We start from the raw sequence: 24,365 nt of genomic DNA on the forward strand, positions 1-24,365 counted from the left end.
ATATAGGAACAGAGCCGCCCCTTTTCACGGAGCCGCTCTTGTTCAATCATTATTTTAATTCATTTGCAAGTTTAATAAGATCACTTGCATTCATATCTTTTCCTTGCTCTTTATATTGCTCGATCATGTGCATTTTCCCGTCTTTCTCCCAAATCAGCACGTTTTCATAATCTGTATTATATAAAACGGCCTTTACTCCTTGAACCTTTGTCTCCGATACTTTTGCACCTTTTGCTACATAAGGAATCGGCAATGTATGTGTCCAATCTTGAATACCTGCAAGTTGTGTTTTCACATTCGTAGGAATAATCGGAAGCTCTAAAACTGTTTTTTGTAATTTCGTAACATCTACACCTTCTGGAACAGAGATTTTTGGTGCATCAATCACATTATAAGAAAAAGCACTTGATGTTCGATTGCCCTCAACTTCTATTTGTGTACGTACTGATTCCGGAACTGTGATTGAAAACTGCTTGCCATTCAAAGTACTTTCAAACTGAGTATTACTTTGTAGTTGTTTCAACAATTTATTTGCTTTTTCTGTATCGAGTTCAAATTGCATAATAAATGACGGATTCGCATCCACACTCGTTACACGGTACCCATTTGGCACTTTTGGAACAGCATATCCAGCTTCTCTTGCTTGTTGTTCTGACTGAAAATGAGCATCTTTTTTGCTTCCATTATCTTTGATTCCTATTTTCCCAATTCCCTTAATGGACTTTTCTCCTTCTTCCATATTAGAGATCCATCCTTCAATTTCACGTAAGTCCGAATCTGTAAGTTGAACTAACTGCACATCCTTTACTCGAAAAATCGATAACAAGTTACTTGCTCCTGCCCGTACTTCTGGAACTGTTAAAGACACACACACAACTGCCGCTGCTGCTGCTGCAGTAATCCAACGTTTAGATGATTTCTTCATATTATGCCATCTTCCCTTCTTTTTACTTTCTTCACTGTTTGTTTCTTCCGTTTTATGATTTTGTATATTTTGTTCAAAGGTTTTCCAAGCTTTATCAACGTCGATATCCATCTCTTGACTAAAGTTTGCAAATTCATCATCCAATATCACTTGTTCCCATTGATTAAGTTTGCTTACTTCTTCTAACATCTTTTGGCATGCTTGACATTGATCAAGATGTTGAATATATTGCTTTCTTTCATCGCGGTTTAACTCTCCATCTAAGTACGCCTGAATAAATCCAATATCTTGGCATTTCATTTGTTACCCCTCCTTCATCCCTCTATACATTTTCCGGAATTTTGCTTTCGCTCGTGCTAGTAGTGTTCCAACAGAGGATACTTCAATATGAACAGCATCCGCGATTTCTTTATATTGAAATCCTGAAAACTTCATTAATAAGAGAGTACGTTCCCGCTCATCCATTTCTTTTAATGTACTTTGTACACGGGTAATTTCTTCTTTTTGAATACATTGTTCTTCCGATGACGGACTGCTAATTGAATATTTATAATTTGCTTCTTTTTCAACTCTTGCTTGATGCCTTTTTTCAGATCGCAAATAGTTATATGCTGCATAAATAGATGCTTTTGCAAGCCATGCTGATAAGCTTTCAATTTGTTTCCATTCTGTATGATATAATTGCAAAAATACTTCTTGCGCTAAATCTTCAGCAATTGCTTGATCTCGCACAGTCCGCATAATTTGTCTAACCACGTGAGCGTAATATTGTTTAAATACATCTTGAAACTGTATATTTGAAACTGAATCTTGTTCATATATATTTAACAATGAAGCTTTCACCTCCACTCGTTTCTTCCTCCTTATTAGCTACTGTCACTATAAAGAAACCACAAATTTGCGATTTGTGACAAAAAGATAAAAAATATTTTCTTGTATGGAAACCAATTTTATTCCCTTGTCCTCTAAGAGATTTTTCCTAGAAGTACGTCCAAAGCACAAATCTATAAAGTGAAGCTTTAATCAGCCCTCACCAATCGGGCTTTTACGGGCAGTTTATCTCCCACCTAACTTCTTTAGAAAAGCAGAAGCGGCTCGCTCAGAATCGCAGGACGTTGGAGCCACCGACAGAGAGGCGCTTTTTGCCTCGTCCGAGGGGGTGAAACGACCGGAGATTCTAGCCGCTAGAGCTGGACAATGCCTTCACTGAATTTTGAAGTGGGAGTATTACTGCCCGTTAATGCGGGATAAATAAAAAACCCTCTTTTTTAGTTTAGCAAGGACATCTGGCCAGATATAGAATCTATCCATGAAATGGTATAAAATACATGTAACCATTTTTAAGGAGAAGCAAATGAATGCTAAAAAATACCGAGCACCCTCTGCTCGGTATTTTCTAACTCTTAGTCTTCTTTCGGAAGAACAATTCCTTTATATAATTGGACTGTGACGAAATAGTAAATTGCGTAAATGACTACGAAAATCAAGATTGGAAGCCATACACGGAAATACGGGTCAATTAAAATGAACGAGAAGATGTTCATACCAACTAATACATGGGCAATCCCCACAATTGCTGGGAATAAGAATACTAAGAATAATTCTTTATAGATAGACTTCGTTAATAATTCACGGCGAACACCGATTTTGCGAAGCATTTGGTAACGCGTAATATCACTAGATGCACCAGATAGAATTTTAAACATTAAACAACTTGCCATCATTGCTAAGAAAGCAATTCCTAGGAAGAAGCCCATAAATACTGTTCCACTAGCGATGCCGTAAAATCCAGTATAAAATTGGTTTTTACTTTGCAAGGAAGTTTCTTGTACATTTTCATATTTAGCTAGCTGCAACTCGTCAATTTTTTTCCACTCTTTTTTATATGTTAAGAAATTATCTACTTTTCCAAGGAATGCAACGCCCTCTTTTCCTTGCAAACCATCATACATTTTTTGGTCTACAATTTTGATTGTTTGATTAGGGGATACATAAATTGGATGAATCGTGCTTAATGCCTGACCCCACTCCTCTGGAATCACATTATCAGATTTTTCTTGACCGGAACTCGAAATCGCACCTACTGGTAATTCTTCAGAAGCTCGTTTCACTTTACCGACATCTTTCATTCCTTTAAAATCTTTTAAATCTTGTACTAAAGGACGATTTTTCTCTAAATCTTCTTTTAAATAATACACGTATTTATCGTCTGTTTTGTAACGATATTCACTTTTCTCTTTAAATGTAATACCATCTAAAATTTTCTTCTCTTCGGCTGTTGGATTATGAATCGCAACATCATAAATCGCCAAACCATCAACAATAAGCATAACGTTATTTTTGAACGCCATACCGCCTGAAATCGCACCTGCTCCAAGCGCAACTAACATCGCTACTGTCGCTAGTACTTTTGTTAAGCTATTGATACGGAAATTTAACTGTGCAAATGTAAAAGCATTAAGTCCTTTTTCAGTCCGCTTTTTATTACTCTTTAGCTTTTTAATAATAAGTGGAAGGAATGTTCCAAATAACATGTAAGTTCCGGACGTTACAGTGATTAATGCAATAATAATCCCCATTTGCGCCAACTTATCCATGTAGATCATAGAAGCATAACCGATTGCTAATAGAATAATTCCAACGAATGCAGCTATAACAGTCTTTACTCCTGATTTAGAAACACGATCCGTTTTAGAATCTGCATGAACCAGTTGCAGAACCGTAATACGTGATAATTTGATACTATTCATAATTGCTGATAAAACAAATAGTACTAAGAAGAAAATACATGTGACAAGCATAGATGGAACATAAAATGCATGATAGCCACCTGCAGTAAATTCAAGCTGGTGCATAAGTAGTTTACCAATTCCTTGCGCGAGCCCTACACCGACTGCAATACCAACTACAAGAGATGCTGCTCCTAATACAATTGTTTCAATAAACATAAGCATTGTTACCTTATGCTTTTTGGCTCCTAACATCATATACATACCAAATTCTTTTTGACGAAGTGATAGTAAGAAAGAATTAGCATATAAAATATAGAAGAATGTAATGATAGCTAATAGTACCGCACCAGCATGGAAGACGAATTGAATACTGCTGATTACAGAATTCGCTTCAATAAACGCTTTATTCAATGCTAATGTTTGGAACATGTAAAAGATCGAAATGGACATTACAAGACCAACAAGTAAGACAATGTAATCTTTCAGCTTACTTTTTAGTCCTGACATAGAAAGCTTAAATAACATTCTTGAACCTCCTTTCTTATGCTTTTTGTGTGCCTAAGTCTGCAAGCACATCTAAAATTTCTTTATAGAACGCTTCGCGCGTACCACCGCGGTGAATTTCTTTGTATAACTCTCCGTCTTGAATGAATAAAATACGCTGACAGTAACTTGCACTATATGGATCGTGGGTAACCATCATAATCGATACACCTTGTTCTTCATTTAAGTTTGTCATCGCATCTAAAAGACTCGCTGCATTTTTAGAATCAAGCGCTCCTGTTGGCTCGTCTCCTAAAATGATCGCTGGTTCATGTACAAGCGCACGCGCTGCTGCTGAACGCTGTTTTTGTCCACCAGATACTTCAGATGGGTACTTTTGAAGTATTTCTGAAATTCCTAACATTTCAGCTACCTTTTCTACTTTCGGTCCTATCTTACGTGATGGAACACCTTGCAGAGAAAGTGGCAGAGCAATATTTTCATAGATTGATAAGTTTTCTAATAAGTTAAAGTCTTGGAATATGAATCCTAACTTTTGTGAACGGAAATCAGAAAGCTCACCTTGCTTCATTTTTGTAATATCTGTACCTGCAATTTCAACAACTCCGCCCGTTGCTTTATCCAATGTTGAAATTACATTTAATAACGTTGTTTTCCCTGAACCAGATGGTCCCATGATTCCAACAAATTCACCCTCTTGAATGGAGAACGATACACCTTTTAAAGCATGTGATTGGCTCTCACCTTTTTTACCGTATACTTTTTGAACGTCTTTGACATCTACAACTGGTTTGTTCATATAAACCCTCCTACACTTCTTTTTCCAGTTCCTATTTTGCGCCTTTTCCGTATTATCTTCCATTGTTTTACATGACATTTACCTTACATTTTTGTAAGATACATAAAACGGCGTCATATGTTACATGTAAACACGTAGCATATGACGCCGTTTGTTATTTTAAGATATCTCCATAATACTAAAGAAGAGGTAGAAACTAAAAGCGAAAATAAAATAAGAGGGCTTTGCATCTGTCCTTTTGCTTCTTATCCCCGAATCTGCCCATTCCCGCGAATCACATATTTCGTGGAAGTCAATGCAGACAGCCCCATTGGTCCCCGTACGTGCAGCTTTTGCGTGCTGATGCCGATTTCTGCGCCGAAGCCAAATTCAAAGCCGTCAGTAAAGCGGGTCGAAGCATTATGGTAAAGCGCCGCGGCATCAACGGACATGAAAAACTTGCTGACGTTTTCCTCGTTCTCTGTAATGATTGCTTCGGAATGCATGGAGCCATAAGCATTGATGTGTCGAATCGCTTCTTCAACAGAGGAAACGATTCTGACTGCTAGCGTAAGAGACAAAAACTCTGTTTCCCAGTCTTCTTCTGAAGCGGGTACAAGAGAAGAATCCATTGCCAATACTTTCTTATCCCCACGCAGCTCCACTCCTCTTTCCTTCAAGAAAGAAAACAGCTCGGTACCGAATCGCTGCGCCCAATTCTCATGAAGTATAATCGTTTCAATAGCATTGCATACAGACGGACGCTGTGTTTTGGCGTTTACGATAATATCGAATGCCATCTGTTTATCCGCTGTTTCATCAATGAAAATGTGACAATTTCCCGCACCTGTTTCCAATACAGGAACAGATGCTTCTCTCACTACAGTATCTATCAGCTGCTTGCCACCTCTTGGAATAAGAACATCCAAGTACTCGTTCAATGTAAACAGCTGCTTTGCGCTGTCTCGTGACGTGTCTTCAATGAGCTGTACACTCTCTGGAGGTAAGCTCGTTTGTTTGAGCGCCCGGTGAATGACAGCGACGATGGCTTTGTTGGAATAAATGGCGGAAGAACTACCACGCAAGATCACTGCGTTGCCTGTTTTCAAGCAAATTGTAGCCGCATCCACCGTCACATTCGGACGCGCCTCGTAAATCATCCCCACAACACCGAGCGGCACGCGCATCTCCCGAATAGACAATCCATTCGGCCGTTCCCATGCAGCTACACATTCTCCGACAGGATCACGCAAATCAATCAGCTGCCGGATGCCCTCTGTCATATCAATGATGCGCTGTTCGTTCAGCATGAGGCGATCGAGGACAGAGGCAGGCATTCCTTTCGCTTTACCTTGTTCGATATCCCGTTTGTTCTCCTCCAAAATATAGGATGTCTCTTCTATTAATTGCTCAGCGACAGCCTCCAGTGCCTTATTTTTTTCATTAGTCGATTTGGCCACAAGCTCCCCCGCAATCTTTTTCGCTTTTTGTCCCTTTGCCAACACTTCATTCATTTTCGTTTCCCCCTTTTAAAGATTAAAAAGTATAAAATTTGAGACGTGTCCAACTCCGCCAACTAGGCACTATCATCCAAGACTCTCCTCCATAGATGTTAGTTGAGTCAATCGGACGCTTAGAGCGAGAAAAAACAAACAGCGCCTTTGGGGACATAGGCCCCTGTGCTCTTCGCTTGAACGAGCCCCCTTGATTTTCTTAAAATGAAACCCAATTATCCCTATGAATGACCTCATAGCTATGCCTTTCGCCTCGCGCTTGAATGTCGTGGCTCTGCATACCTTTCAGCTCCCGCAATTCCTCTGCGCTATATCTGCACTGCCCTTTCCCTATCACGCGTCCTTGCTGTGTGATAACCTCCACGACTTCGCCAGCTTGAAAGCTCCCAAACACACCGGTAACACCGGCAGGAAGAAGACTTTTTCCATGCTGAATGATGGCAGCGGCTGCTCCGGCATCCACTTCGATTTGCCCGCTGACAAGCGAATGTAGCGCGATCCATTGCTTGTTCATCTTGATCACTTTTTGAGGCGTATTGCCGATATACGTTCCATCACCTTTACCCTTCAAAACATCTAAAAACTTCTCCCGTCCACGTCCTGTTCCGATGAATACACTTACACCGAGAGATAGTGCCGTCTTTGCCGCATCGATTTTCGATTTCATGCCGCCGGTACCAAGTTTTGAGCCAGCATCTCCAGCAAGAGAGGCGATTTCTTCCGTAACGGCAGGGAGAAAATAATACTTTTTCGCGTCCGGATTTTTCTGGGGATTCCGGTCATACAAACCGTTCACATCCGTAAAAATCATGAGCATATCTGCCGAGACAAGCCCGCTTACTAAAGCTGACAGCATGTCATTATCACCAAACGTCAGCTCCTCCAAAGAAATAGAATCGTTTTCATTGATTATAGGAAGAGCGGAGCGGTTGAGTAGCTCCGCTAAAGTGGCGTAGGCATTGCTGTATTGTTCTTTTCTGGAAAAATCACTTCTTGTCAGCAGAAGCTGCGCGGTAACGATGCCATATTTGCGGAATTCCTCCGTATACGCCTGCATCAACAGACTTTGCCCGACAGCGGCAGCAGCCTGCTTCCCTTTAATTGTCACGGGGCGGCTGGGATACCCGAGAGCGGAAAAGCCTGCGGCGATGGCCCCAGATGTAATCAGCACGATTTCATGTCCTTCTTGCTTCAGTCGCGCCAAGGCGGCAACGTGATCTGAAAGCTGTTCGCCAGAGATGCCTCCATGATTCGCTGCCAAGGAACTGCTTCCGATTTTTACGACAATTCGCTGTTTTTTCACTTTTATACCCCCTAGTCTAAAATAAAAGTTTTTTTATAAATTGTGCTGCTTCTTTTTTCAGATGAAACAAAATATTCTTCTACTACGTGCAATTTGCAACAAAAAACACCTCACCAATGATGCCGATCCCGCAATAAAGAGCCAAATAAAAAAGACCGATCCGTCCTTAAAAAGGACGAAACGGTCTTTGTTCCGCGGTACCACCTTCATTGATATAAATCTATATCCGCTTGTCGCCTGTAACGCAGGCATACGCCTAAACTTTCGTTTAAGACTCAGGGATAGGTTCGATAATTTCTATACGAGGAATCTTTCAGCCTACGGATTCCACTCTCTTGCGCAAGAAGATATATGTACTAGTTCCCTTCAGCGATTTTCACTTTAATTTTTATATATTATGCGATATAATGCATTTTTATGTCAAGAGATGTTTTAGAAAATAAGGAAGGCGATAAGTAACAATCCTTTCAATTCCACCTATTCATTATGCTATTGATAGTGATATGTTTATATTCTCCAAAATTATTTGAAATGTTATTGAGTAGTATATAACAAAAAATATTAAATTATAGAAGATGTACTTATTTAGTACAGAATAAAAGTGATTTCTATATATTTTTTGTATTGCCAAAAGTAATGCACTCTCTTAAAATGTTTTTTTATACTAATCTCGATATAGTTTATAATGTTTATTTCTTCTGTACGGGATATCCTTAATTTTTTTAGAATAATAATTTCAAACCAATAAAATTTATAATAAAAGGAGCAAGAGCGAGTTATTATGAACAAACAAATAGGATTCATCGGATGCGGAAACATGGGTATCGCTATGATAGGTGGAATGATTAACAAAAATATAGTTTCTTCAGATAAAATAATTTGTTCAGATTTAAATGTCATTAATTTAAAAAATGCTAGTGATAAATATGACATAACTACAACTACTGATAATAATGAAGTAGCTAACAATGCTGATATTTTAATTTTATCAATCAAACCAGACCTATACTCATCAGTAATTAACCAAATAAAAGAGCAGATAAAAAACGATGTAATAGTCGTAACTATTGCTGCTGGAAAAAGTATTAAGAGTACTGAGGATGCTTTCGGCAGAAAGTTAAAGGTTGTTAGAGTAATGCCTAATACACCTGCTCTTGTTGGAGAAGGAATGTCTGCATTATGTTCTAATGAAATGGTTACAGAAAAAGATTTAGAAGATATACTAAATATATTTAATAGCTTTGGCCAAACAGAGATAGTAAATGAAAAATTAATGGATGTTGTAACATCTGTAAGTGGTTCTTCTCCAGCATATGTATATATGTTTATAGAAGCCATGGCAGATGCTGCTGTACTAGATGGTATGCCAAGAACTCAAGCATATAAATTCGCAGCTCAAGCTGTATTAGGTTCTGCAAAAATGGTACTTGAAACAGGAATACATCCAGGCACACTTAAAGATATGGTTTGTTCTCCAGGTGGAACGACAATAGAAGCTGTAGCAACATTAGAGGAAAAAGGCTTAAGAACAGCTATCATTTCAGCTATGAAACGTTGTACTCAAAAATCTGTTGAAATATCCAGTTTATAAAAAACTATACTTATATAACAAATAAGAGAATTACCAACAATTATAAAATTGTTGGTAATTTACTATTATCTTCGCCTATCTTCACTAGGCCCGACTTCCCTTTGTCCTATTGCTAGGTTACTTTTAACGAGGCGGCAAGGTTCACTTTATGTTACGGTCTGCTGATTTGCTCGCACTTCTACTAGAAGTTACTTTGTCACAGAGCTTCAACCTTAGGATTTCTCCACCAGCTGTCAGCTACTAGGCGACTTGGTTCTTACCTAGATTGGACTTTCACCAGTAAGCAGTGCCCAGCTTAGCTGGGCATGCCAAAAAGTAAAGCCAGGTCTTACTGCGACCTGGCTTACTCTGATTGCTTCGATTTTTGTGGTTGTCCTTTTTTACGATTACGTTGTTTTGCTTGTACAACTGGATCGAGTTCATTTGAAAATTCAGCGTTGTGTCCATTTTGTGTTTTTTGCTCTGGATTATTTTGATCTGAACGCTTTGCCATTACATTCACTCCTTATTAGTGCGGTGTAATAATCATTTGATGCTGCAGTTGACGAACTGCCATACGAGCACGGTTTAGCTGCTCCCGCTGTTCATCATTCGCATGTTGCTGCATAACTTGTAAATCATTATAGGCCTGTTCTAATTTTAGCTGCGCATCAGAATATTCCATTGTATTGTAATGCTCTTGTCTCATGCCAAGATCTAATTGTTCTTTTGCATATTCGATTGCTTGCTCTGCTTGCGTAATGTATTCTTCAAGTGATTGACGCTCTGCCATAACAAATTCCTCCTTGCCGTTACTTCCCCTTTAGTGTGTCCCTTCCATATCGACCTTATGAGTATGTTATAATGGATTTTGTTTTTACTGTACGCTCTTAGATTTAGGAGGAATATAAGCATGAAGGTTCAAAATCCTTTTCCATATACAAATGACAACAAACGTTACCATACTTGGAACTATCATTTACGAAAAGAATTTGGTGAAAAAATCTTTAAAGTCTCATTAGATGCCGGCTTTGACTGCCCGAACCGTGACGGCACAGTCGCATATGGCGGTTGTACATTTTGCAGTGCTGCTGGTTCTGGCGACTTTGCCGGTGATCGCCGCGATGATGTTATAACGCAGTATCATGAAATGAAAGAAAAAATGCACTCGAAATGGAAAGATGGAAAGTGCATTGCTTATTTCCAAGCATACACAAATACGCACGCTCCAGTAGAAGTGTTAAAAGAAAAATTCGAACCGCTTTTAGCAGAAAAAGATGTTGTTGGTCTTTCTATTGCCACACGCCCAGACTGCTTGCCTGATGATGTTGTTGAATATTTAGCTGATTTAAATAAACGGACATATCTTTGGGTCGAACTCGGACTACAAACCGTTCATGAACGTACAGCAAATCTTATTAACCGTGCCCATGACTATCCATCATACGTGGAAGGTGTAAACAAACTTCGTAAGCACGGCATTAAAGTATGTTCCCATATTATTAACGGGCTTCCTCTTGAAGACTATGACATGATGATGGAAACAGCACGTGAAGTAGCAAAGCTTGATGTACAAGGAATTAAAATTCATTTACTTCATTTATTAAAAGGAACACCAATGGTGAAGCAATATGAAAAAGGACAATTAGAATTTCTTTCCCTTGAAGATTACGTCAATCTCGTTGTCGATCAACTTGAAATCATTCCCGCAGAAATGATTGTGCACCGCATCACAGGTGACGGTCCACCTGAATTAATGATTGGTCCAATGTGGAGTTTAAATAAATGGGAAGTATTAAATGCCATCGATGCGGAATTCGTACGCCGCGGAAGTTGGCAAGGAAAATATGCAAACGAGGTGAAGCAAATATGAAATTAGAACGGGTACTACCGTTTGCGCGCACACTTTTGCAAACAGCTGTTAAAGAAGGCGATTATGCCGTAGATGCAACGCTTGGCAATGGTCATGATACTTGTTTTTTAGCAGAGATTGTTGGAGAAAACGGGAAAGTATTTGGATTTGATATTCAAAAAGAAGCCATTGAAAGTTCGACTACTCATCTAAAAGAAAAAGGATTAGAAGAACGAACAGTTTTAATTCATGATAGCCACGATACGCTATTATCAATCTTGCCAGCAGAAGCAAAAGGCAAAGTAACGGGAGCAATTTTCAATCTAGGTTACCTTCCTGGCGGCGACAAGCATATCGTCACAAAACCGAACTCGACAATTGCCGCTATCAAGCAGTTATTAGAAGTCATGGCGCCAGAAGGAATCATCGTTCTTGTCATTTATCACGGGCATCCAGAAGGACAAGTAGAACGCGATGCTGTCTTACAATTCGCCGAGGAGCTTGATCAAAAAGAAGCTCACGTACTTCGTTACGGATTCATTAACCAGCAAAACAACCCACCATTTATTGTGGCGATTGAAAAGCGCTAAATATATCGGTGATTCGACAAGAAGCTTTATAAAAAAACGTGCACGTGCTGCACGTTTTTTTATTGTTCCAACAATAAGATATACCATATAATGGATATAGAGAACCTATAAAGAAGGAGGCAATCATTTTGTTATTAGAACTAAAGGAAATACAGAAGGTCTATGGCAAACAACTGATACTAAAGGACATTCATTTATCTATCCCAAAAGGACAAGCGGTTGCCATTATCGGTGGCAATGGTACTGGAAAAAGTACTTTACTCAAAATGATTGCTGGATTTATTGCCCCAACAACAGGCACAATCCACAAAGCATCAAATATGAAAATCGGATATGTACCCGAACATTTTCCAGAAGACATTCGTTTTACACTAGAAGATTATTTGTACCACCTCGGCCGTATTCATGGTTTATCGAAAGAGTATTTACAAAACAAAATCCCTTTGCTTCTAGAAACTTTTCATTTACAACACGCCAATCATTCCGTTATAAGAAATTTTTCAAAAGGAATGAAACAAAAAACAGGTATTATGCAGGCACTCCTTAGTGATGTCGATGTATTAATTTTAGATGAACCACTTTCTGGCCTTGATCCACAGTCCCAAAAAGAACTGGAACATATACTACTTACATTAAAAGAACAGGGTCTTACTATTCTCTTCACATGCCATGAAAAGCAACTATTAGAAAACTTTGCTGACCGAATCGTGACATTAGCGAACCATACCATTACAGCGGATATTTTAACATCTGATACAATCCCGAAAGAACATATCTATATAGAAGCAACGGTACCGCACATTTTTTCTATCCCAGAATTACAGAAACAATCTGGCTGTATACATGTTACATACACCGAAAGCAAAAACCTTATTCGATTACAAATTGAAAAGACGTATACAAATGACATGCTTCAATATTTATTACATCACAATGCATTCATTACACTATTACAACCTAAATTCCTAAACAGAAAGAAGGATTGCTATGATTGCACTCATTCGTTACAATTTTCTTGATTATACAAAGTCATATAAATATGTTCCGCCCATCGCGATGTATATCGTCAGTTTACTCTTTGTTTATTCCTACACACCAAATCCAATTGTTGCAACATATTTAGAAACAGCACTTACGCTCTACTTACTTTCAGCTTGGATTACAATTACACTATTTCATACGGAAGACCCTGTTCAAGAACAAATGACGCTTTCTCATACAAAAAACATATGGACCCTATACCTCGGTAAATATGTAACGGTACTTATCATTTGCAGCATTCTATCCCTTATATCTGTTATATATCCAATTGTCTTTCATATGTTTAACGAAAAGATGACGGTTTCATTATTTATCACTGGTCTCCTTTCGCACTTTTCTTTATCCATACTCGGTATTTCAATCGCAACATTATTTACACGAAATATCATTAAAAAAGCAAGTACAGCTTGGCTTAGTCTTTCTTTTGTACTACTTATCACAATTGCTTCCATTCGTCTCAAAAAAGAAATGCCGGAACTATTATGGGTTTTCCCGCCCATCAATAGTTTTCTAATGCTCGGACAATATGAACAGCATTTGCTTGTTCACGTACTTTGGCTTACTGCATGGGCACTTATCTACTCGCTCTTGTTAATTACTCTATTCCTTTTTCTCGTTCGAAAAAAACGCTTCTAAAGAAGGAATATACGATAAAAATCAAGAAATTTTAAATTTATATATCAAAATTCATTCACATAAGGAGAACTAACAATGATCGGAATATTAGCAGGAATGGGGCCAAAGTCAACAGGCCCGTTCGTTGATACAGTAGTCGAGCAATGCCAAAACATATACGGTGCGAAACATGATATGGACTTTCCACATATGATGATTTATTCTTGTCCAACACCTTTTTATATGGATAGACCGATTGATCATCAAGCTATGGAAACGGCTATTATAAGTGGTGCACAAAAACTTGAAAGTACAGGTGTCGATTTTATCGCCATGCCATGTAATACAGCACACCTCTATTTTAATCAGTTACAAGATTCGGTTTCTGTTCCCATTTTAAATATGGTAGATGAAACGATAAAAGAAATACCAAATCATATAAAAAAAGTAGCTCTCTTAGCAACTGATGCGACTGTTCAATCTGGCATATATCAAGACGGTATTTCAAAGTGTGGTATGAACTATATCCATAAAGACAACTGGCAAAGAGATACCACTCAAATTATCTCGAAAATAAAAGTAGGAAACATAATAGAAGCAAGGGAATTATGGCGTACACTTTGCACAGAATTAGCTGAAGCAGTAGATGCCGTTATTATAGCTTGTACAGACTTGAATGTTGTATCAGGAGCAAATCCACATAACCTTTACTTTGTGGATTCATCTGTCTGCCTTGCTAAGGCTGTTGGCCATAGATATTTATCTATATATACATCAATTAAAAAACCAACATAACCCCCCCTCTTTTTAGATGGAAGAGAGCATCTGTTCATGCATAGAAGCGGTCAGTGCCTTTTTCTGCTACATGCGAAGTAAAAACAGAAAGAGTAAACGAGTGTAAGTTACGTTTTATTCTACATAGCAGGGAATTTAGATGCCGAAAAATTAACATGGATTTATATAATCAAAAAAGATAGAAGGAGAATTTCATGAAAATCGAAAACATCCCTTTCGAAATGAGCTATACATTCGATGAAAAACTCCATGAAAAGCCAGTATCCCTTGCTCAAATGAAGCAAGGGATTACATTTCTCAAAACAAGTTTCAATACCCCAAACAGAATATAACCTACAAGCCAATTCCTACCATACATAAATCACAAAATCCCTAAAAATAAAGGCGAACACATATTAGTCATGGGAAATATGCGTTCGCCTTTTTTCATTTTCTCACACCTAAGTCTCCTTTAGTAAAGAAAGACTCGATGTATTAGATAAATTTCATTGTATTTTCATGTTCTTCTCATATTGAGAAGATATAGTTTGAATTGTAGTTCAACAAAATTCTTGTTCTTGTGAACAATTCCCCATATATGAATGGGCATATAGCCAGGTGAACATATTTGGTTAGTAATATCACCAAAAAAAGATAGTGCTGATTATCTCAATACTTATCGTGTAGTTCCAAAGAGAAAATAAGGAGGATTCATAAATGACATATAACGGACAGGATTATAATAAGGATAAGCCATCCATTTCAAATGAAATCGGGTCCGGCCCATCAAGAGCTCGGCAGATGTTGAACAAAGTTCCAGAAGTAACGATTTTCTTCTGGATTATTAAGATCATGGCAACAACGGTAGGCGAGACAGCGGCAGACTTTCTGAATTTCAATATGAAATGGGGCTTGGCTAACACGACTTTTTTCATGAGTGTTTTGCTTCTCATCACATTGTTCTTTCAGTTTAGATCGAAGAAGTACGTGCCAAGTATATACTGGCTTGTTGTAGTGCTGATTAGTGTTGTCGGTACGTTGGTTACCGACAATCTCACGGACAACTTAGGGGTTGCTCTCGAGACAACTACCATCATCTTCACCCTCGCGCTGTTGGCGACCTTTGCAGCATGGTACGCGAGTGAGAAGACATTATCCATTCACTCCATCTATACGACTAAGCGAGAAGTGTTCTACTGGTTAACCATCCTGTTCACCTTTGCCTTGGGCACCGCAGCTGGTGACCTTATATCAGAGGGACTCCAATTAGGTTATTGGAAGTCAGCGCTCATGTTCGCTACAGTGATTGCGGTGGTAACCATCGCTTACTACCGTTTCAAGTTGAACCCAGTGCTGTCTTTCTGGATCGCCTACATCTTGACCCGTCCTTTTGGAGCTTCTCTTGGTGACTACCTGTCACAGCCTCATAAAGAGGGTGGACTTGGCCTAGGTACTACAGGAACAAGTATACTCTTCCTTGTAACAATTTTTGGTTTGGTCATCTATCTGACTAAGTCAAGAAGAGACGAGGTCTCGAGTTCAGTTGACTAAAGACGTGCATATGCACGTCTTTTTCCATTCTAAAACTCACAATATACCATTCGATATTTTCTTTAAAACCTTATTTAATACCTGTAAACAACAAGCTAGAACAGTAATGATAATAATGATTGAAACAACAAATTTCAATGGCTCAAATGGAATATAACTTACAAGCCAATTCCTACCATAGTATATGAGAAGAACGGCAACGAAAATTGCTACGGTATAAGAAATAATAACGCTTAGTAATTGTGTCATGGTCAATTTTTTATACGTCTCTTTTATCTCTTTTCTACGCCCCCATGACACATATATCAATGCTAATATAGAAAGAATCGAAAATATATTCCCCATACTCACAGTCAGCTTCCCCCCCCCTCTGCATTAACTTATTTCCTTCTGTTTATCGTTAATCAAAAAGATAATATCACCAATAATAATAGCTCCTATAATAACCTGCGCTACATAATCCATTGTTGCTGGGCCACCAACTTTAATCATCATTATGTATATTCCAGTAATGAATGAGATAGAAAGGCAAACCAGTAATGTAATTTCTATATGTTCATATAGTTTTTGGAAGAAACGTTTCATTGGTATCACTCCTTCACGTCCAATTTACCATAAAATTCATATATTAGTTGACACTTACAGATATACGTAATATATTCTTTACATAAGTTAAAAATATATTACATAAGTAATTTATTTCATTCATCTGGAGGTGTGTATGGGTAGTAAAAAAGGAAAGTTAGAAAACAATTTATATTTATTGCGTGCTGAACAACGTTGGTCACAAAAGTATGTTGCGGAAATGCTCGGAGTTAGCAGACAAACCATCCACTCTTTAGAGAGTAACAAATATAATCCATCACTTATGCTTGCTTTTCAAATTGCAAAACTATTCGAAGTCGAGATTACAGACATTTTTCAATACTTAGAGGAGGAATCATGATGTTAGGGAATACAATTTTCATCATCGCAACAATCATTTTTGTTATTACAAGTGGAATCTTTATAGGTTTTGTCTTTTCAGAAGGTAAAGACGAACGAGGGCAACAAATTCTCGGAAAATCTTTCAGTGTAGCTTTTATTTTCATTCTCGTTGGTTTTGTTGTTCAAAGTCTTCTGTTTAGATATGGAAATGTAGATTTAGAATTTATGAAAGTATATGTGACAACGTGGATTGCTATTGTTATGGCTAGCAATGCTATTACCATTACTGTATTAAAAAGACGAGTATAATCCAAAACATTTAGGCACAAAACAACCGGTTCCTTGTACCTTCAGGAACCGGTTCGTAGTTTAAAAAATTGGCTTATACGAATTACGCTTATTTATTCAACCGACAGAAATATTTTTATACTACCATCTTTAGAATAAAATTCAAAATCCGTTTTATATGCTCTTTTTATATCACTTTTCCAAATATCCACCCAAGCGTTAAACACACCTTTTGGATCAGTATGATCTACTTCTACAACATGGTAGTTACCTGCTGGAATGATGACACTACTTTCATCATTCCATTTCTCTTCCGTGCCAATATGCAAATCATAATCCCCTGTAAAATCACTTACATAATTATTATAAACAGCATATATATCACCTTTTAAATTTAAACGAAGAAATTCTTCCCACAAATTCAATATGGCATCTGTACTTTGATTATTTGTTCTTATTTTCTTTCCATAAATATTTTTTTCAGTAATTGCTTTATTCATCTATACTTCCTCCTACTATATAAATTCATTTTAATTTTTCGACATCTAAATCCCCGCTATGCAGAATACAAAGTAACCTACACTCGTTTGCTCTTCCTGTTTTTACTTCGCATGTGGCAAAAAAAGGTCCTGACCGCTTCTTTCTATGCATGGCCAGACGTTCTCTCCCACCTGAAAAGAGGGGTTTTATGTCGGTTTTTTAATTGATGTATATACTTAATATGGAAAGTATAGCATTCATAGTATGACAACAGTCTGTCAGCTTTTATAAATAAATTCAATTTCATTCCTATATGCATTTTCAAGCCATAGTGGCGCTAATATTTTTACATGCCTACCAAACATCAATAAAAATGGCAATAAGTTTTTATCGGTATCATAATGAAAGGTTACTTTTAAACTCCCGTCTTCAAGTACCATTATTTCATCCTCAATAAAAAAATCGTATAATTTCCCAAGTTCGCTTTTTGAAAACAACAATATAATCTTCTCTACTTTAACTGCCTTATTCATTACGCGTTCGCTTTTCCCCGTATAGGCTGTTCTAGTATTATCATGTATTACTTCCATATCTCTAATCCTAGTCAACTTAAATAATCTCAAAGCTTTTCTAGATTCGCAAAAGGCTTCTAAATACCAACTACCATTCATAAAATTTAATTTTAAAGGTTGAATCATTCGATTAGATATATTCGCTGTTTGTGACACATAAGAAATACGGATTTTATTTCCTTCATCAATTATAGAAAGTATTTTTTTGATCTTTCGTTTTGTTTCTTCTTCTATCGTTTCTCGATGTAATGTAGATGATGATATTGTGATATTGGAATGATACTCCTCTTTATTTTCTTTCAACAGTTCTATTTTTTTTTGTAAAATTGATAATTGATCACTATCAAATAGTTCATTTTTTAATGTTAAACCTTCTAATAAAAACTTCTTTTCCTCCTCATTAAATGTAAATTTATCTAATCGATAATTATCAATTAAAGTAAAACCACCATTCTTTCCTAAATAAGAAATAACAGGAATACCGATTGATGATAAAGCATCTATATCTCGATAGATCGTTCTTTTACTTACTTCAAATGTATTGGCTAATTCTTCAGCAGAAACAATATCTTTCTTCAATAAATAGATAAGTATGGAAAACATTCTCTCTGTTTTCATGGTGTACCGGGCCTCCTATGGGGGATATGTGAACGATTAACAGATCGACTTTCAATGAGCCTTTTATCTTCCAAGATCGTTATTACATACAAAAAGAACCGGATGTTGGCCAGTTCACTCCTATTCACTTCCATTATTTTGCAAAATACTTTCTTTTTCAACCTTAAGTAAACCAAACCTATATTTTCAACATATAAGTTGCTGTTATGCAGAATAAAACATAACCTGCTCTCGCATTCTCCCTTTGTTTTCACCCTTGCATGTGGCAAAAAAGGCCCTAACCGCTTCTATGCATGGCTAGATGCTCTCTTCCACGTAAAAGAAAGGAGTTTTTATGTCGGTTTTTCCACTCATATTTATATATCCATTTTAGTTTTTCGACATCTAAATCCCTGCTATGTAAAACAAAAAGTAACCTACACTCGTTTGCTCTTTCTGTTTTTACTTCGCATGTGGCAGAAAAAGGCCCTAACCGCTTCTATGCATGGCTAGATGCTCTCTCCCACCCCAAAAGAGGGGTTTTATGTCAGTTTTTTAATTGATGTATATATAGTAAAGAAGACCACTCCTAAAAAGAGCGGTCTCCTTTATCACTGCGCCATTTTCTTTCGGTATATCTTCCCGTTCCAATAGAAGAACCGTGAAGTAAAACCGCCATATTTCACAATGCGCCGTGCCATATGTTGCATATTCTTTTTCTCTGATACTTTTTGATCTGACAAATAAATTCCTAGTAGCCCGCGGCTAATTAAACGATGAAACTTTGCATGAGGTAAGTCTCCAATACTTCTTTCTGCTTCTTTCACAAAATGCTTCATTCGCTCTAATATGACCTGCTCATTCTCATAATAACTACAGAAATTTAAATCCCCGCCAATGCGATCTTCTTCCTGATCGATGAAATAATCAAGTAAAATATGAAGACCTTGGACGTAAGGGAAATATCCTTGTTTAATCTTCGCAATATCTTCATCAAGTAATTCATCATGAAATGCATATGCCACGAGACAAAAGATTCCAAGTGTCGATCCAGCACATGCTGAAAATTCAAACCAACTCATTGGCGGTACATTTTCCTTATGAGCCTCAAACCATGTTTGCAAACGTGGTTCTCGCTCTTCTAATTTCACATGCTTATGAATTTGCAAATCACAGTAATAACAAGCAAGTTCATGAAGGATTGGGGCAATCTTATTATAGTGCTTTGTTTTTCTTAGCACATCTTGGCATGTTGCAACAAGTTCATCTAAATAACCACCATCATCTTGATCATCTCGATAACGATAGTAATTCGCTCCTTCACTTTCAGGCGTTAATGCTGCTAACATCGATTCATGTAATGCAGCAAAATCATTCGGATCAAGCGATGTACTGCGATCACATAAGTTGTCTAAGTAGTCACTAATCGTCTGATACGCCACAATAAAACGAATACATTCCTCACGGTGTTCATTTGCAAGCAGCGCTAAAATACCACCGCCTTCACAATGAAACGTTTTATGTTCAATACTTGCAATAGCTTGACTATGAAGCTCATCATTCGGAATATGGTAGGCACGCTCTTTCCACATCGCTAGCTCATGGTGTACTACCGGAAACACATCACGGTATACTTTCGCCATGAGCGTTATGGGATTACTCGGTACGTTCACTTCTTCCTTCATCTCCTCTATTGAATGTACAAATAATAAAGAAGAAAACTTTCTCTTCATTATTTATTTGTTTCTATTATGTTATTGACATGTACTTCAGTAAATGCTTTGATATAGTTCAAAATTTCGTCTTGCTCATACTCATTTAATAACTCATGATAACAATTCGGCCATTCTTTATACGTCTTGTCACTAACCTTTAAGTTATCAAACCATTTACGGACACGTGTTTTATCTACAAGTTTATCCTCACAAGCCTGCATTAGCAAGAGCGGAACGTCTGGAAACTCATCAATTTTGTCATGAGCAATCTGGATAGATTTTATCAATTCACTATACCAACGAACTGACACCTTGCGCAAGAACAATGAATCATTTTCCATCGCATCGCGAATTTCTTTATTTCTTGTTGACATTTCGACTGTAAGATTTGTTGGGAATTGTAATTTTGGCATGAAAATATTTAACAACTTTGAAACAGCTCGAAGCGGTGCGGCAGGTACAGTTAAAACTCCTAAACATGGCGAACTTAATATAATGCCGTCTATATCGTCTCTCTTCGTTTCTTCCATCATCCGAATAACGATAAGACCGCCCATGCTATGTCCAAATAAAAAAATAGGCACTCGATATTTTCTTGCTTCCTTCACCCATAATTTTATTTCTTCTATGTATTCATCAAATGAGTCAATATGTCCTCTATTTCTTGAAGTTGTTCCATGAGCTGGAAGATCCCCCATAACAACATGATAACCGAAATGATTCCACATTTCTGCAATCCCTTCATAACGTCCGTGATATTCCATCGCACCGTGTACAATTACGATTACAGCTTTTGCCGTTTCCGCTTCATAATTCCACATACGAAACTCCTCCATTTCACTCTTTTTCATAATTTGATACACTAAAACTAGTTTCTAGGAAAGGAAGGCTTTACATGATATATCCTTATAAAGATAAAAATCCGAAAATTGCGAGTAGTGCTTTTATCGCTGACTACGTTACGATTACAGGTGATGTCACAATTGGTGAAGAATCAAGCATTTGGTTTAATACTGTCATTCGTGGCGATGTGTCTCCAACAATCATTGGAAACAGAGTAAATGTACAAGATCAATGTACACTTCACCAAAGTCCACAGTACCCTCTTCTTCTAGAAGATGATGTTACAGTTGGGCATCAAGTTATTTTACATAGCTGCACGGTAAAAAAAGATGCTTTAATTGGGATGGGATCTATTATTTTAGATGGTGCTGAAATTGGCGAAGGTGCGTTCATTGGTGCCGGTAGTCTCGTTTCACAAGGTAAGAAAATTCCACCTAATACATTAGCATTCGGTCGTCCCGCGAAAGTGATTCGCGAATTAACAGACGAAGACCGAAAAGATATGGAGCGTATTCGCAGACAGTATGTTGAAAAAGGTCAATACTATAAATCCTTGCAAAAATAATTCCACTCGCTGCCGTTATATTGGCAGCTTTTTTCATTAAAACCATAACGTTTTCTTTACAAAATCTTATTATTCCCTCAATAAAATGTTATTACAATAGAAAATAATATCTCAATATATATGTAAATGAGGGGGAGAGATTACATGAAAGCTAAATCCGTCAGCTCCTTATATAAAATAGAATGTTACATTTTTCAAGGAATTAACCGTTACTTTGATCAAAAAACATTAAATATCTTTTTCCGTACCATTACACATATTGGTGGTGCAACCTTTTCTATCTCACTAGCGTTGTGCCTTCTTATCTTTTCAAAAGAGCTCCTCCATCATGCAGCTATTGCTGCCAGCTTGTCACTAGCGATTAGTCATATTCCTGTACAACTATTAAAAAGGTGGTATCCGCGGAAACGACCGTATTTAACCATCCAAGATGCAAAATACCCATTGCATCCGTTAACAGATCATTCTTTCCCATCTGGTCACACAACAGCTGTTTTTTCTGTTTTCGTTCCACTTATTTGCTATCATCCAAACTTAATGGTCATTTTACTTCCAGTAGCGCTATGTGTTGGAATTTCTCGCATTTATCTCGGGCTTCATTATCCATCAGATGTATTTGTAGGTATGTGCCTTGGCACATGTTCTGGCATCATCTCTTTTTATCAATTCATGCCACTTTTCATGTAAATAATGAAAAAATGCGGAAGCAAATGGGAAATGCCGCCTCCACCTTAATGCCCTTCAATCATGCTCAATGTCTTTTAGAGTATTATCAGGAACATTGGCAATTCTTACAAATCAGTTAGGCTATGCCTAACCAAAATTCATCCCCATCTTACCGCTGGGCTCTTGCACGTCACGCGCTTGAAGATGGGGACTTCTTTCGGAAATACGTTAAATAAAAAAGAATCCCTTATTCCTTTTGGGACTCTTTTTTAAATTTACTCACACAAATGATCTGTACATCAATAATTCGTCTTTGAAATACAGATCATTTGTATGATAATTTTTATACATAATTGCTGAATAATAAACTTACATAAATGCTTTTAAAAGCTCTTGTACTAATGGAATTACTCCACCTATAAATTTTAAAACTGCCATTGCGATTTCCACATTGACTCCTCTTTTATTATAATATTAAGTTTTATAAATCTTTATACCTCTATTATAGTAAGCGCTTACAAAAATAGCAATACTTTTTTATCAGAAAATGGGCAAGAAAACTCTATATCCCCTTCAACAAGAAGTTCTCCATACATTACAAGCATATATTGAAATCATGAATGAAAATCAACTTCGTACGTATCAAAAACGTGTGCAAAAGCAGAAAGAAAAGCCGGCAGAAGAACGGAAAGAAATCAAGTGTAATCTGTTTACGCTACCGACAAAAGAGAGATCCTTCCTATCCTATAACTTCCTAGATTGTTTGTTTAAAACAATGAAGCAACAAGACTATATAAATCTACCATCACAAGTGAATCAAGCAGTTATGAAGAAGTTATATCAAAATTGGAAATCATTCTTCGCTTCCATTTTTCAAATCGATGCTATGTGCATCATCACAGTCGAGAACTGGTTAGGTAGTTGGTATTACAGACAGATTCAGTTCTCAGCCATGATGACAAGAACAAATCCTGTCATATGTTCATAATTTCGTAAAATACTTATATAACGTTTTTATAATTTACGTGTTAAACTTGTAACATCTAAGGAAGTCATTCTCTACCATTTGTCTTTTTTATTTCCCTGTTAGTAGCTCTAGAGTCCCCCTCTAGGGCTTTTTTTTATCCTTATTTAGCTGGAGTTATAAATACAAAGTCATGTGCACCAATTCCTCTATCACAGTTTTTAGGACAGGGGTTTACCCACCATAAAGAATTCCGTACTTGGCTATCCATCATTACTAATCAGTATAGAAAGGATTCAGATGTATTAAACCCCTTTTCATGTAAGGGATGTGAGTGCAAAATCATGGATATTTTTAGGTGAAATCAAATGGCTCTCTTTCAAGTTTTCCTTTAAATCATGAACATATAAAATATTATCGCCGTTTTCGAGGATAAAAGAACATCCGCTAAATTAGCGGATGTTCTTTTATTTCCCTCGATGTTTTGCTTTCCGTTTTTGAATTTTCATTTGTCTCTTTTGTTCTTTTAATTCTTCTTTCATTTGACGTGTAATACATTTCTTCATTTTCTTTTTTTGTTCTAATTCTATTCTCAATGCTTCATAAGATTTGTTAGAAACTCCATGATTTTTCATTTCTTTGGCTGCTAGTCTTATCAATCTTTTAGGATTGATAGTCTTATTTTTTCTTTTATCAATAGAGTTTTTAACACCTGATGTACGATTTAATAACAGAATCATATCATGAAAAATAAAATCCAGTATTTCACTATCTTTTGGTTCTGATCCAAAAGTACGTTTACATACCTTCAACTTATTATTTTCCATCATTTCAACTATTCCAATCCAAAATTGTCCATCAAAATAGATCGTAAGTTTCATTGAAAATCCCCCTTTTTATTACATGAGTGATGGACATCCCAGGGGGGAAGGTTATTGACAATAATTATTAAATTATTGCGTCCGGACTACCAACCGAACTGTATTTTTTCACTCTAAA

27 protein-coding genes and 1 other annotated feature are annotated in these 24,365 nt (G+C 37.1%); of the genes, 12 read left to right on the forward strand and 15 right to left on the reverse strand.

Annotation, left to right across the window (positions count from 1 at the left end):
• Positions 1-49: 49 nt before the first annotated feature.
• The 6 genes from COO03_RS15695 to proB form a co-directional block, all read right to left on the reverse strand.
• A complete protein-coding gene (locus tag COO03_RS15695) occupies positions 50-1,225 on the reverse strand; it encodes an anti-sigma factor family protein (RefSeq protein ID WP_097898053.1) in 1,176 nt (391 codons plus the stop codon).
• A 3-nt stretch (positions 1,226-1,228) separates the two neighbouring features.
• Positions 1,229-1,774: an RNA polymerase sigma factor SigX gene (locus COO03_RS15700; RefSeq protein WP_097898054.1), complete on the reverse strand. Its 546-nt coding sequence runs from the start codon at positions 1,772-1,774 to the stop codon at positions 1,229-1,231.
• Positions 1,775-2,328: 554 nt separating this feature from the next.
• Entirely contained in the window at positions 2,329-4,182 is a 1,854-nt protein-coding gene (locus COO03_RS15705; protein WP_097898055.1) for an FtsX-like permease family protein, read from the reverse strand.
• 16 nt (positions 4,183-4,198) lie between these two features.
• On the reverse strand, positions 4,199-4,960 hold the full coding sequence (locus COO03_RS15710; RefSeq protein ID WP_097898056.1) for an ABC transporter ATP-binding protein: 762 nt from the start codon (positions 4,958-4,960) through the stop codon (positions 4,199-4,201).
• A 245-nt stretch (positions 4,961-5,205) separates the two neighbouring features.
• Positions 5,206-6,453 carry a glutamate-5-semialdehyde dehydrogenase gene (locus COO03_RS15715; protein WP_097898057.1) on the reverse strand — a complete coding sequence of 416 codons (1,248 nt, stop codon included), beginning with the start codon at positions 6,451-6,453 and terminating at the stop codon, positions 5,206-5,208.
• A gap of 199 nt (positions 6,454-6,652) precedes the next feature.
• Positions 6,653-7,756, reverse strand: coding sequence for a glutamate 5-kinase (gene proB / locus COO03_RS15720; RefSeq protein ID WP_097898058.1), 1,104 nt, complete (start codon positions 7,754-7,756; stop codon positions 6,653-6,655).
• 168 nt (positions 7,757-7,924) lie between these two features.
• Positions 7,925-8,135, reverse strand: a binding site (T-box leader).
• A 402-nt stretch (positions 8,136-8,537) separates the two neighbouring features.
• Between proB and proC the strand changes: the two genes are divergently transcribed.
• Positions 8,538-9,347, forward strand: a complete 810-nt coding sequence (gene proC, locus COO03_RS15730) for a pyrroline-5-carboxylate reductase (protein WP_097898060.1) — start codon at positions 8,538-8,540, stop codon at positions 9,345-9,347.
• 343 nt (positions 9,348-9,690) lie between these two features.
• Here proC and COO03_RS15735 read toward each other — a convergent pair whose 3' ends face one another.
• Complete coding sequence (locus COO03_RS15735; protein WP_003208774.1) at positions 9,691-9,840, reverse strand: hypothetical protein; 150 nt, start codon at positions 9,838-9,840, stop codon at positions 9,691-9,693.
• Between the two features lie 15 nt (positions 9,841-9,855).
• On the reverse strand, positions 9,856-10,119 hold the full coding sequence (locus COO03_RS15740; protein WP_097898061.1) for a YtzC family protein: 264 nt from the start codon (positions 10,117-10,119) through the stop codon (positions 9,856-9,858).
• 120 nt (positions 10,120-10,239) lie between these two features.
• Between COO03_RS15740 and COO03_RS15745 the strand changes: the two genes are divergently transcribed.
• From COO03_RS15745 to COO03_RS15775, 6 genes are all read left to right on the forward strand, one after another.
• On the forward strand, positions 10,240-11,199 hold the full coding sequence (locus COO03_RS15745; protein ID WP_097898062.1) for a TIGR01212 family radical SAM protein: 960 nt from the start codon (positions 10,240-10,242) through the stop codon (positions 11,197-11,199).
• A complete protein-coding gene (locus tag COO03_RS15750; protein WP_097898063.1) occupies positions 11,196-11,768 on the forward strand; it encodes a class I SAM-dependent methyltransferase in 573 nt (190 codons plus the stop codon). Before COO03_RS15745 ends, COO03_RS15750 begins: the two co-directional genes overlap by 4 nt.
• Positions 11,769-11,896: 128 nt before the next feature.
• A complete protein-coding gene (locus tag COO03_RS15755; RefSeq protein WP_097898064.1) occupies positions 11,897-12,787 on the forward strand; it encodes an ABC transporter ATP-binding protein in 891 nt (296 codons plus the stop codon).
• Positions 12,756-13,445, forward strand: a complete 690-nt coding sequence (locus COO03_RS15760) for an ABC transporter permease (protein WP_097898065.1) — start codon at positions 12,756-12,758, stop codon at positions 13,443-13,445. Before COO03_RS15755 ends, COO03_RS15760 begins: the two co-directional genes overlap by 32 nt.
• A 75-nt stretch (positions 13,446-13,520) precedes the next feature.
• On the forward strand, positions 13,521-14,219 hold the full coding sequence (locus COO03_RS15765; protein WP_097898066.1) for an aspartate/glutamate racemase family protein: 699 nt from the start codon (positions 13,521-13,523) through the stop codon (positions 14,217-14,219).
• Positions 14,220-14,915: 696 nt separating this feature from the next.
• A complete protein-coding gene (locus COO03_RS15775) occupies positions 14,916-15,749 on the forward strand; it encodes a COG4705 family protein (RefSeq protein ID WP_097898067.1) in 834 nt (277 codons plus the stop codon).
• A gap of 36 nt (positions 15,750-15,785) precedes the next feature.
• On the opposite strand, the gene COO03_RS15780 is transcribed toward COO03_RS15775, so the two are convergent.
• Together COO03_RS15780 and COO03_RS15785 are read right to left on the reverse strand one after the other, a co-directional pair.
• A complete protein-coding gene (locus COO03_RS15780) occupies positions 15,786-16,100 on the reverse strand; it encodes a hypothetical protein (RefSeq protein ID WP_097898068.1) in 315 nt (104 codons plus the stop codon).
• 24 nt (positions 16,101-16,124) lie between these two features.
• Entirely contained in the window at positions 16,125-16,334 is a 210-nt protein-coding gene (locus COO03_RS15785) for a hypothetical protein (RefSeq protein WP_097898069.1), read from the reverse strand.
• A gap of 136 nt (positions 16,335-16,470) precedes the next feature.
• Here COO03_RS15785 and COO03_RS15790 point away from each other — a divergent pair, with 136 nt between their 5' ends.
• Together COO03_RS15790 and COO03_RS15795 are read left to right on the forward strand one after the other, a co-directional pair.
• Complete coding sequence (locus COO03_RS15790) at positions 16,471-16,695, forward strand: helix-turn-helix transcriptional regulator (RefSeq protein ID WP_097898070.1); 225 nt, start codon at positions 16,471-16,473, stop codon at positions 16,693-16,695.
• The gene (locus COO03_RS15795) at positions 16,692-16,985 is read left to right on the forward strand and encodes a hypothetical protein (RefSeq protein ID WP_141523226.1); all 294 of its coding nucleotides are present in this window, start codon (positions 16,692-16,694) and stop codon (positions 16,983-16,985) included. The genes COO03_RS15790 and COO03_RS15795 overlap by 4 nt, the downstream gene beginning before the upstream one ends.
• Before the next feature lie 92 nt (positions 16,986-17,077).
• Here COO03_RS15795 and COO03_RS15800 read toward each other — a convergent pair whose 3' ends face one another.
• From COO03_RS15800 to COO03_RS15820, 4 genes are all read right to left on the reverse strand, one after another.
• Entirely contained in the window at positions 17,078-17,464 is a 387-nt protein-coding gene (locus COO03_RS15800) for a GyrI-like domain-containing protein (protein ID WP_097898072.1), read from the reverse strand.
• 258 nt (positions 17,465-17,722) lie between these two features.
• The gene (locus COO03_RS15805; RefSeq protein WP_097898073.1) at positions 17,723-18,634 is read right to left on the reverse strand and encodes a helix-turn-helix transcriptional regulator; all 912 of its coding nucleotides are present in this window, start codon (positions 18,632-18,634) and stop codon (positions 17,723-17,725) included.
• 590 nt (positions 18,635-19,224) lie between these two features.
• Entirely contained in the window at positions 19,225-20,286 is a 1,062-nt protein-coding gene (locus COO03_RS15815) for a tetraprenyl-beta-curcumene synthase family protein (protein WP_141523338.1), read from the reverse strand.
• A 59-nt stretch (positions 20,287-20,345) separates the two neighbouring features.
• Positions 20,346-21,149 carry an alpha/beta hydrolase gene (locus COO03_RS15820; protein ID WP_141523337.1) on the reverse strand — a complete coding sequence of 268 codons (804 nt, stop codon included), beginning with the start codon at positions 21,147-21,149 and terminating at the stop codon, positions 20,346-20,348.
• Between the two features lie 74 nt (positions 21,150-21,223).
• Between COO03_RS15820 and COO03_RS15825 the strand changes: the two genes are divergently transcribed.
• From COO03_RS15825 to COO03_RS15840, 3 genes are all read left to right on the forward strand, one after another.
• Entirely contained in the window at positions 21,224-21,736 is a 513-nt protein-coding gene (locus COO03_RS15825) for a gamma carbonic anhydrase (RefSeq protein WP_097898076.1), read from the forward strand.
• Positions 21,737-21,880: 144 nt separating this feature from the next.
• Entirely contained in the window at positions 21,881-22,423 is a 543-nt protein-coding gene (locus tag COO03_RS15830; RefSeq protein WP_097898077.1) for a phosphatase PAP2 family protein, read from the forward strand.
• Positions 22,424-23,018: 595 nt separating this feature from the next.
• Positions 23,019-23,390, forward strand: coding sequence for a hypothetical protein (locus COO03_RS15840; RefSeq protein ID WP_141523336.1), 372 nt, complete (start codon positions 23,019-23,021; stop codon positions 23,388-23,390).
• Positions 23,391-23,833: 443 nt separating this feature from the next.
• Here COO03_RS15840 and COO03_RS15845 read toward each other — a convergent pair whose 3' ends face one another.
• A complete protein-coding gene (locus tag COO03_RS15845; RefSeq protein WP_097898079.1) occupies positions 23,834-24,247 on the reverse strand; it encodes a YjdF family protein in 414 nt (137 codons plus the stop codon).
• Positions 24,248-24,365 lie beyond the last annotated feature (118 nt).

Source organism: Bacillus sp. AFS098217 (assembly GCF_002551815.1).
Taxonomy (GTDB): Bacteria; Bacillota; Bacilli; order Bacillales; family Bacillaceae_G; genus Bacillus_A.

What these genes read in the sequence shown, in the direction of transcription:
- COO03_RS15750 (WP_097898063.1), top strand. Translation starts at nt 11,196, where the DNA reads ATGAAATTAGAACGGGTACTACCGTTTGCGCGCACACTTTTGCAAACA.
- COO03_RS15775 (WP_097898067.1), top strand. Translation starts at nt 14,916, where the DNA reads ATGACATATAACGGACAGGATTATAATAAGGATAAGCCATCCATTTCA.
- COO03_RS15845 (WP_097898079.1), bottom strand. Translation starts at nt 24,247, where the DNA reads ATGAAACTTACGATCTATTTTGATGGACAATTTTGGATTGGAATAGTT.
- COO03_RS15765 (WP_097898066.1), top strand. Translation starts at nt 13,521, where the DNA reads ATGATCGGAATATTAGCAGGAATGGGGCCAAAGTCAACAGGCCCGTTC.
- COO03_RS15715 (WP_097898057.1), bottom strand. Translation starts at nt 6,453, where the DNA reads ATGAATGAAGTGTTGGCAAAGGGACAAAAAGCGAAAAAGATTGCGGGG.
- COO03_RS15805 (WP_097898073.1), bottom strand. Translation starts at nt 18,634, where the DNA reads ATGAAAACAGAGAGAATGTTTTCCATACTTATCTATTTATTGAAGAAA.
- COO03_RS15785 (WP_097898069.1), bottom strand. Translation starts at nt 16,334, where the DNA reads ATGAAACGTTTCTTCCAAAAACTATATGAACATATAGAAATTACATTA.
- proC (WP_097898060.1), top strand. Translation starts at nt 8,538, where the DNA reads ATGAACAAACAAATAGGATTCATCGGATGCGGAAACATGGGTATCGCT.
- COO03_RS15695 (WP_097898053.1), bottom strand. Translation starts at nt 1,225, where the DNA reads ATGAAATGCCAAGATATTGGATTTATTCAGGCGTACTTAGATGGAGAG.
- COO03_RS15740 (WP_097898061.1), bottom strand. Translation starts at nt 10,119, where the DNA reads ATGGCAGAGCGTCAATCACTTGAAGAATACATTACGCAAGCAGAGCAA.
- COO03_RS15800 (WP_097898072.1), bottom strand. Translation starts at nt 17,464, where the DNA reads ATGAATAAAGCAATTACTGAAAAAAATATTTATGGAAAGAAAATAAGA.
- COO03_RS15825 (WP_097898076.1), top strand. Translation starts at nt 21,224, where the DNA reads ATGATATATCCTTATAAAGATAAAAATCCGAAAATTGCGAGTAGTGCT.
- COO03_RS15760 (WP_097898065.1), top strand. Translation starts at nt 12,756, where the DNA reads ATGATTGCACTCATTCGTTACAATTTTCTTGATTATACAAAGTCATAT.
- COO03_RS15795 (WP_141523226.1), top strand. Translation starts at nt 16,692, where the DNA reads ATGATGTTAGGGAATACAATTTTCATCATCGCAACAATCATTTTTGTT.
- COO03_RS15820 (WP_141523337.1), bottom strand. Translation starts at nt 21,149, where the DNA reads ATGTGGAATTATGAAGCGGAAACGGCAAAAGCTGTAATCGTAATTGTA.
- COO03_RS15735 (WP_003208774.1), bottom strand. Translation starts at nt 9,840, where the DNA reads ATGGCAAAGCGTTCAGATCAAAATAATCCAGAGCAAAAAACACAAAAT.
- COO03_RS15790 (WP_097898070.1), top strand. Translation starts at nt 16,471, where the DNA reads ATGGGTAGTAAAAAAGGAAAGTTAGAAAACAATTTATATTTATTGCGT.
- COO03_RS15705 (WP_097898055.1), bottom strand. Translation starts at nt 4,182, where the DNA reads ATGTTATTTAAGCTTTCTATGTCAGGACTAAAAAGTAAGCTGAAAGAT.
- COO03_RS15830 (WP_097898077.1), top strand. Translation starts at nt 21,881, where the DNA reads ATGAAAGCTAAATCCGTCAGCTCCTTATATAAAATAGAATGTTACATT.
- COO03_RS15745 (WP_097898062.1), top strand. Translation starts at nt 10,240, where the DNA reads ATGAAGGTTCAAAATCCTTTTCCATATACAAATGACAACAAACGTTAC.
- COO03_RS15840 (WP_141523336.1), top strand. Translation starts at nt 23,019, where the DNA reads ATGAATGAAAATCAACTTCGTACGTATCAAAAACGTGTGCAAAAGCAG.
- COO03_RS15710 (WP_097898056.1), bottom strand. Translation starts at nt 4,960, where the DNA reads ATGAACAAACCAGTTGTAGATGTCAAAGACGTTCAAAAAGTATACGGT.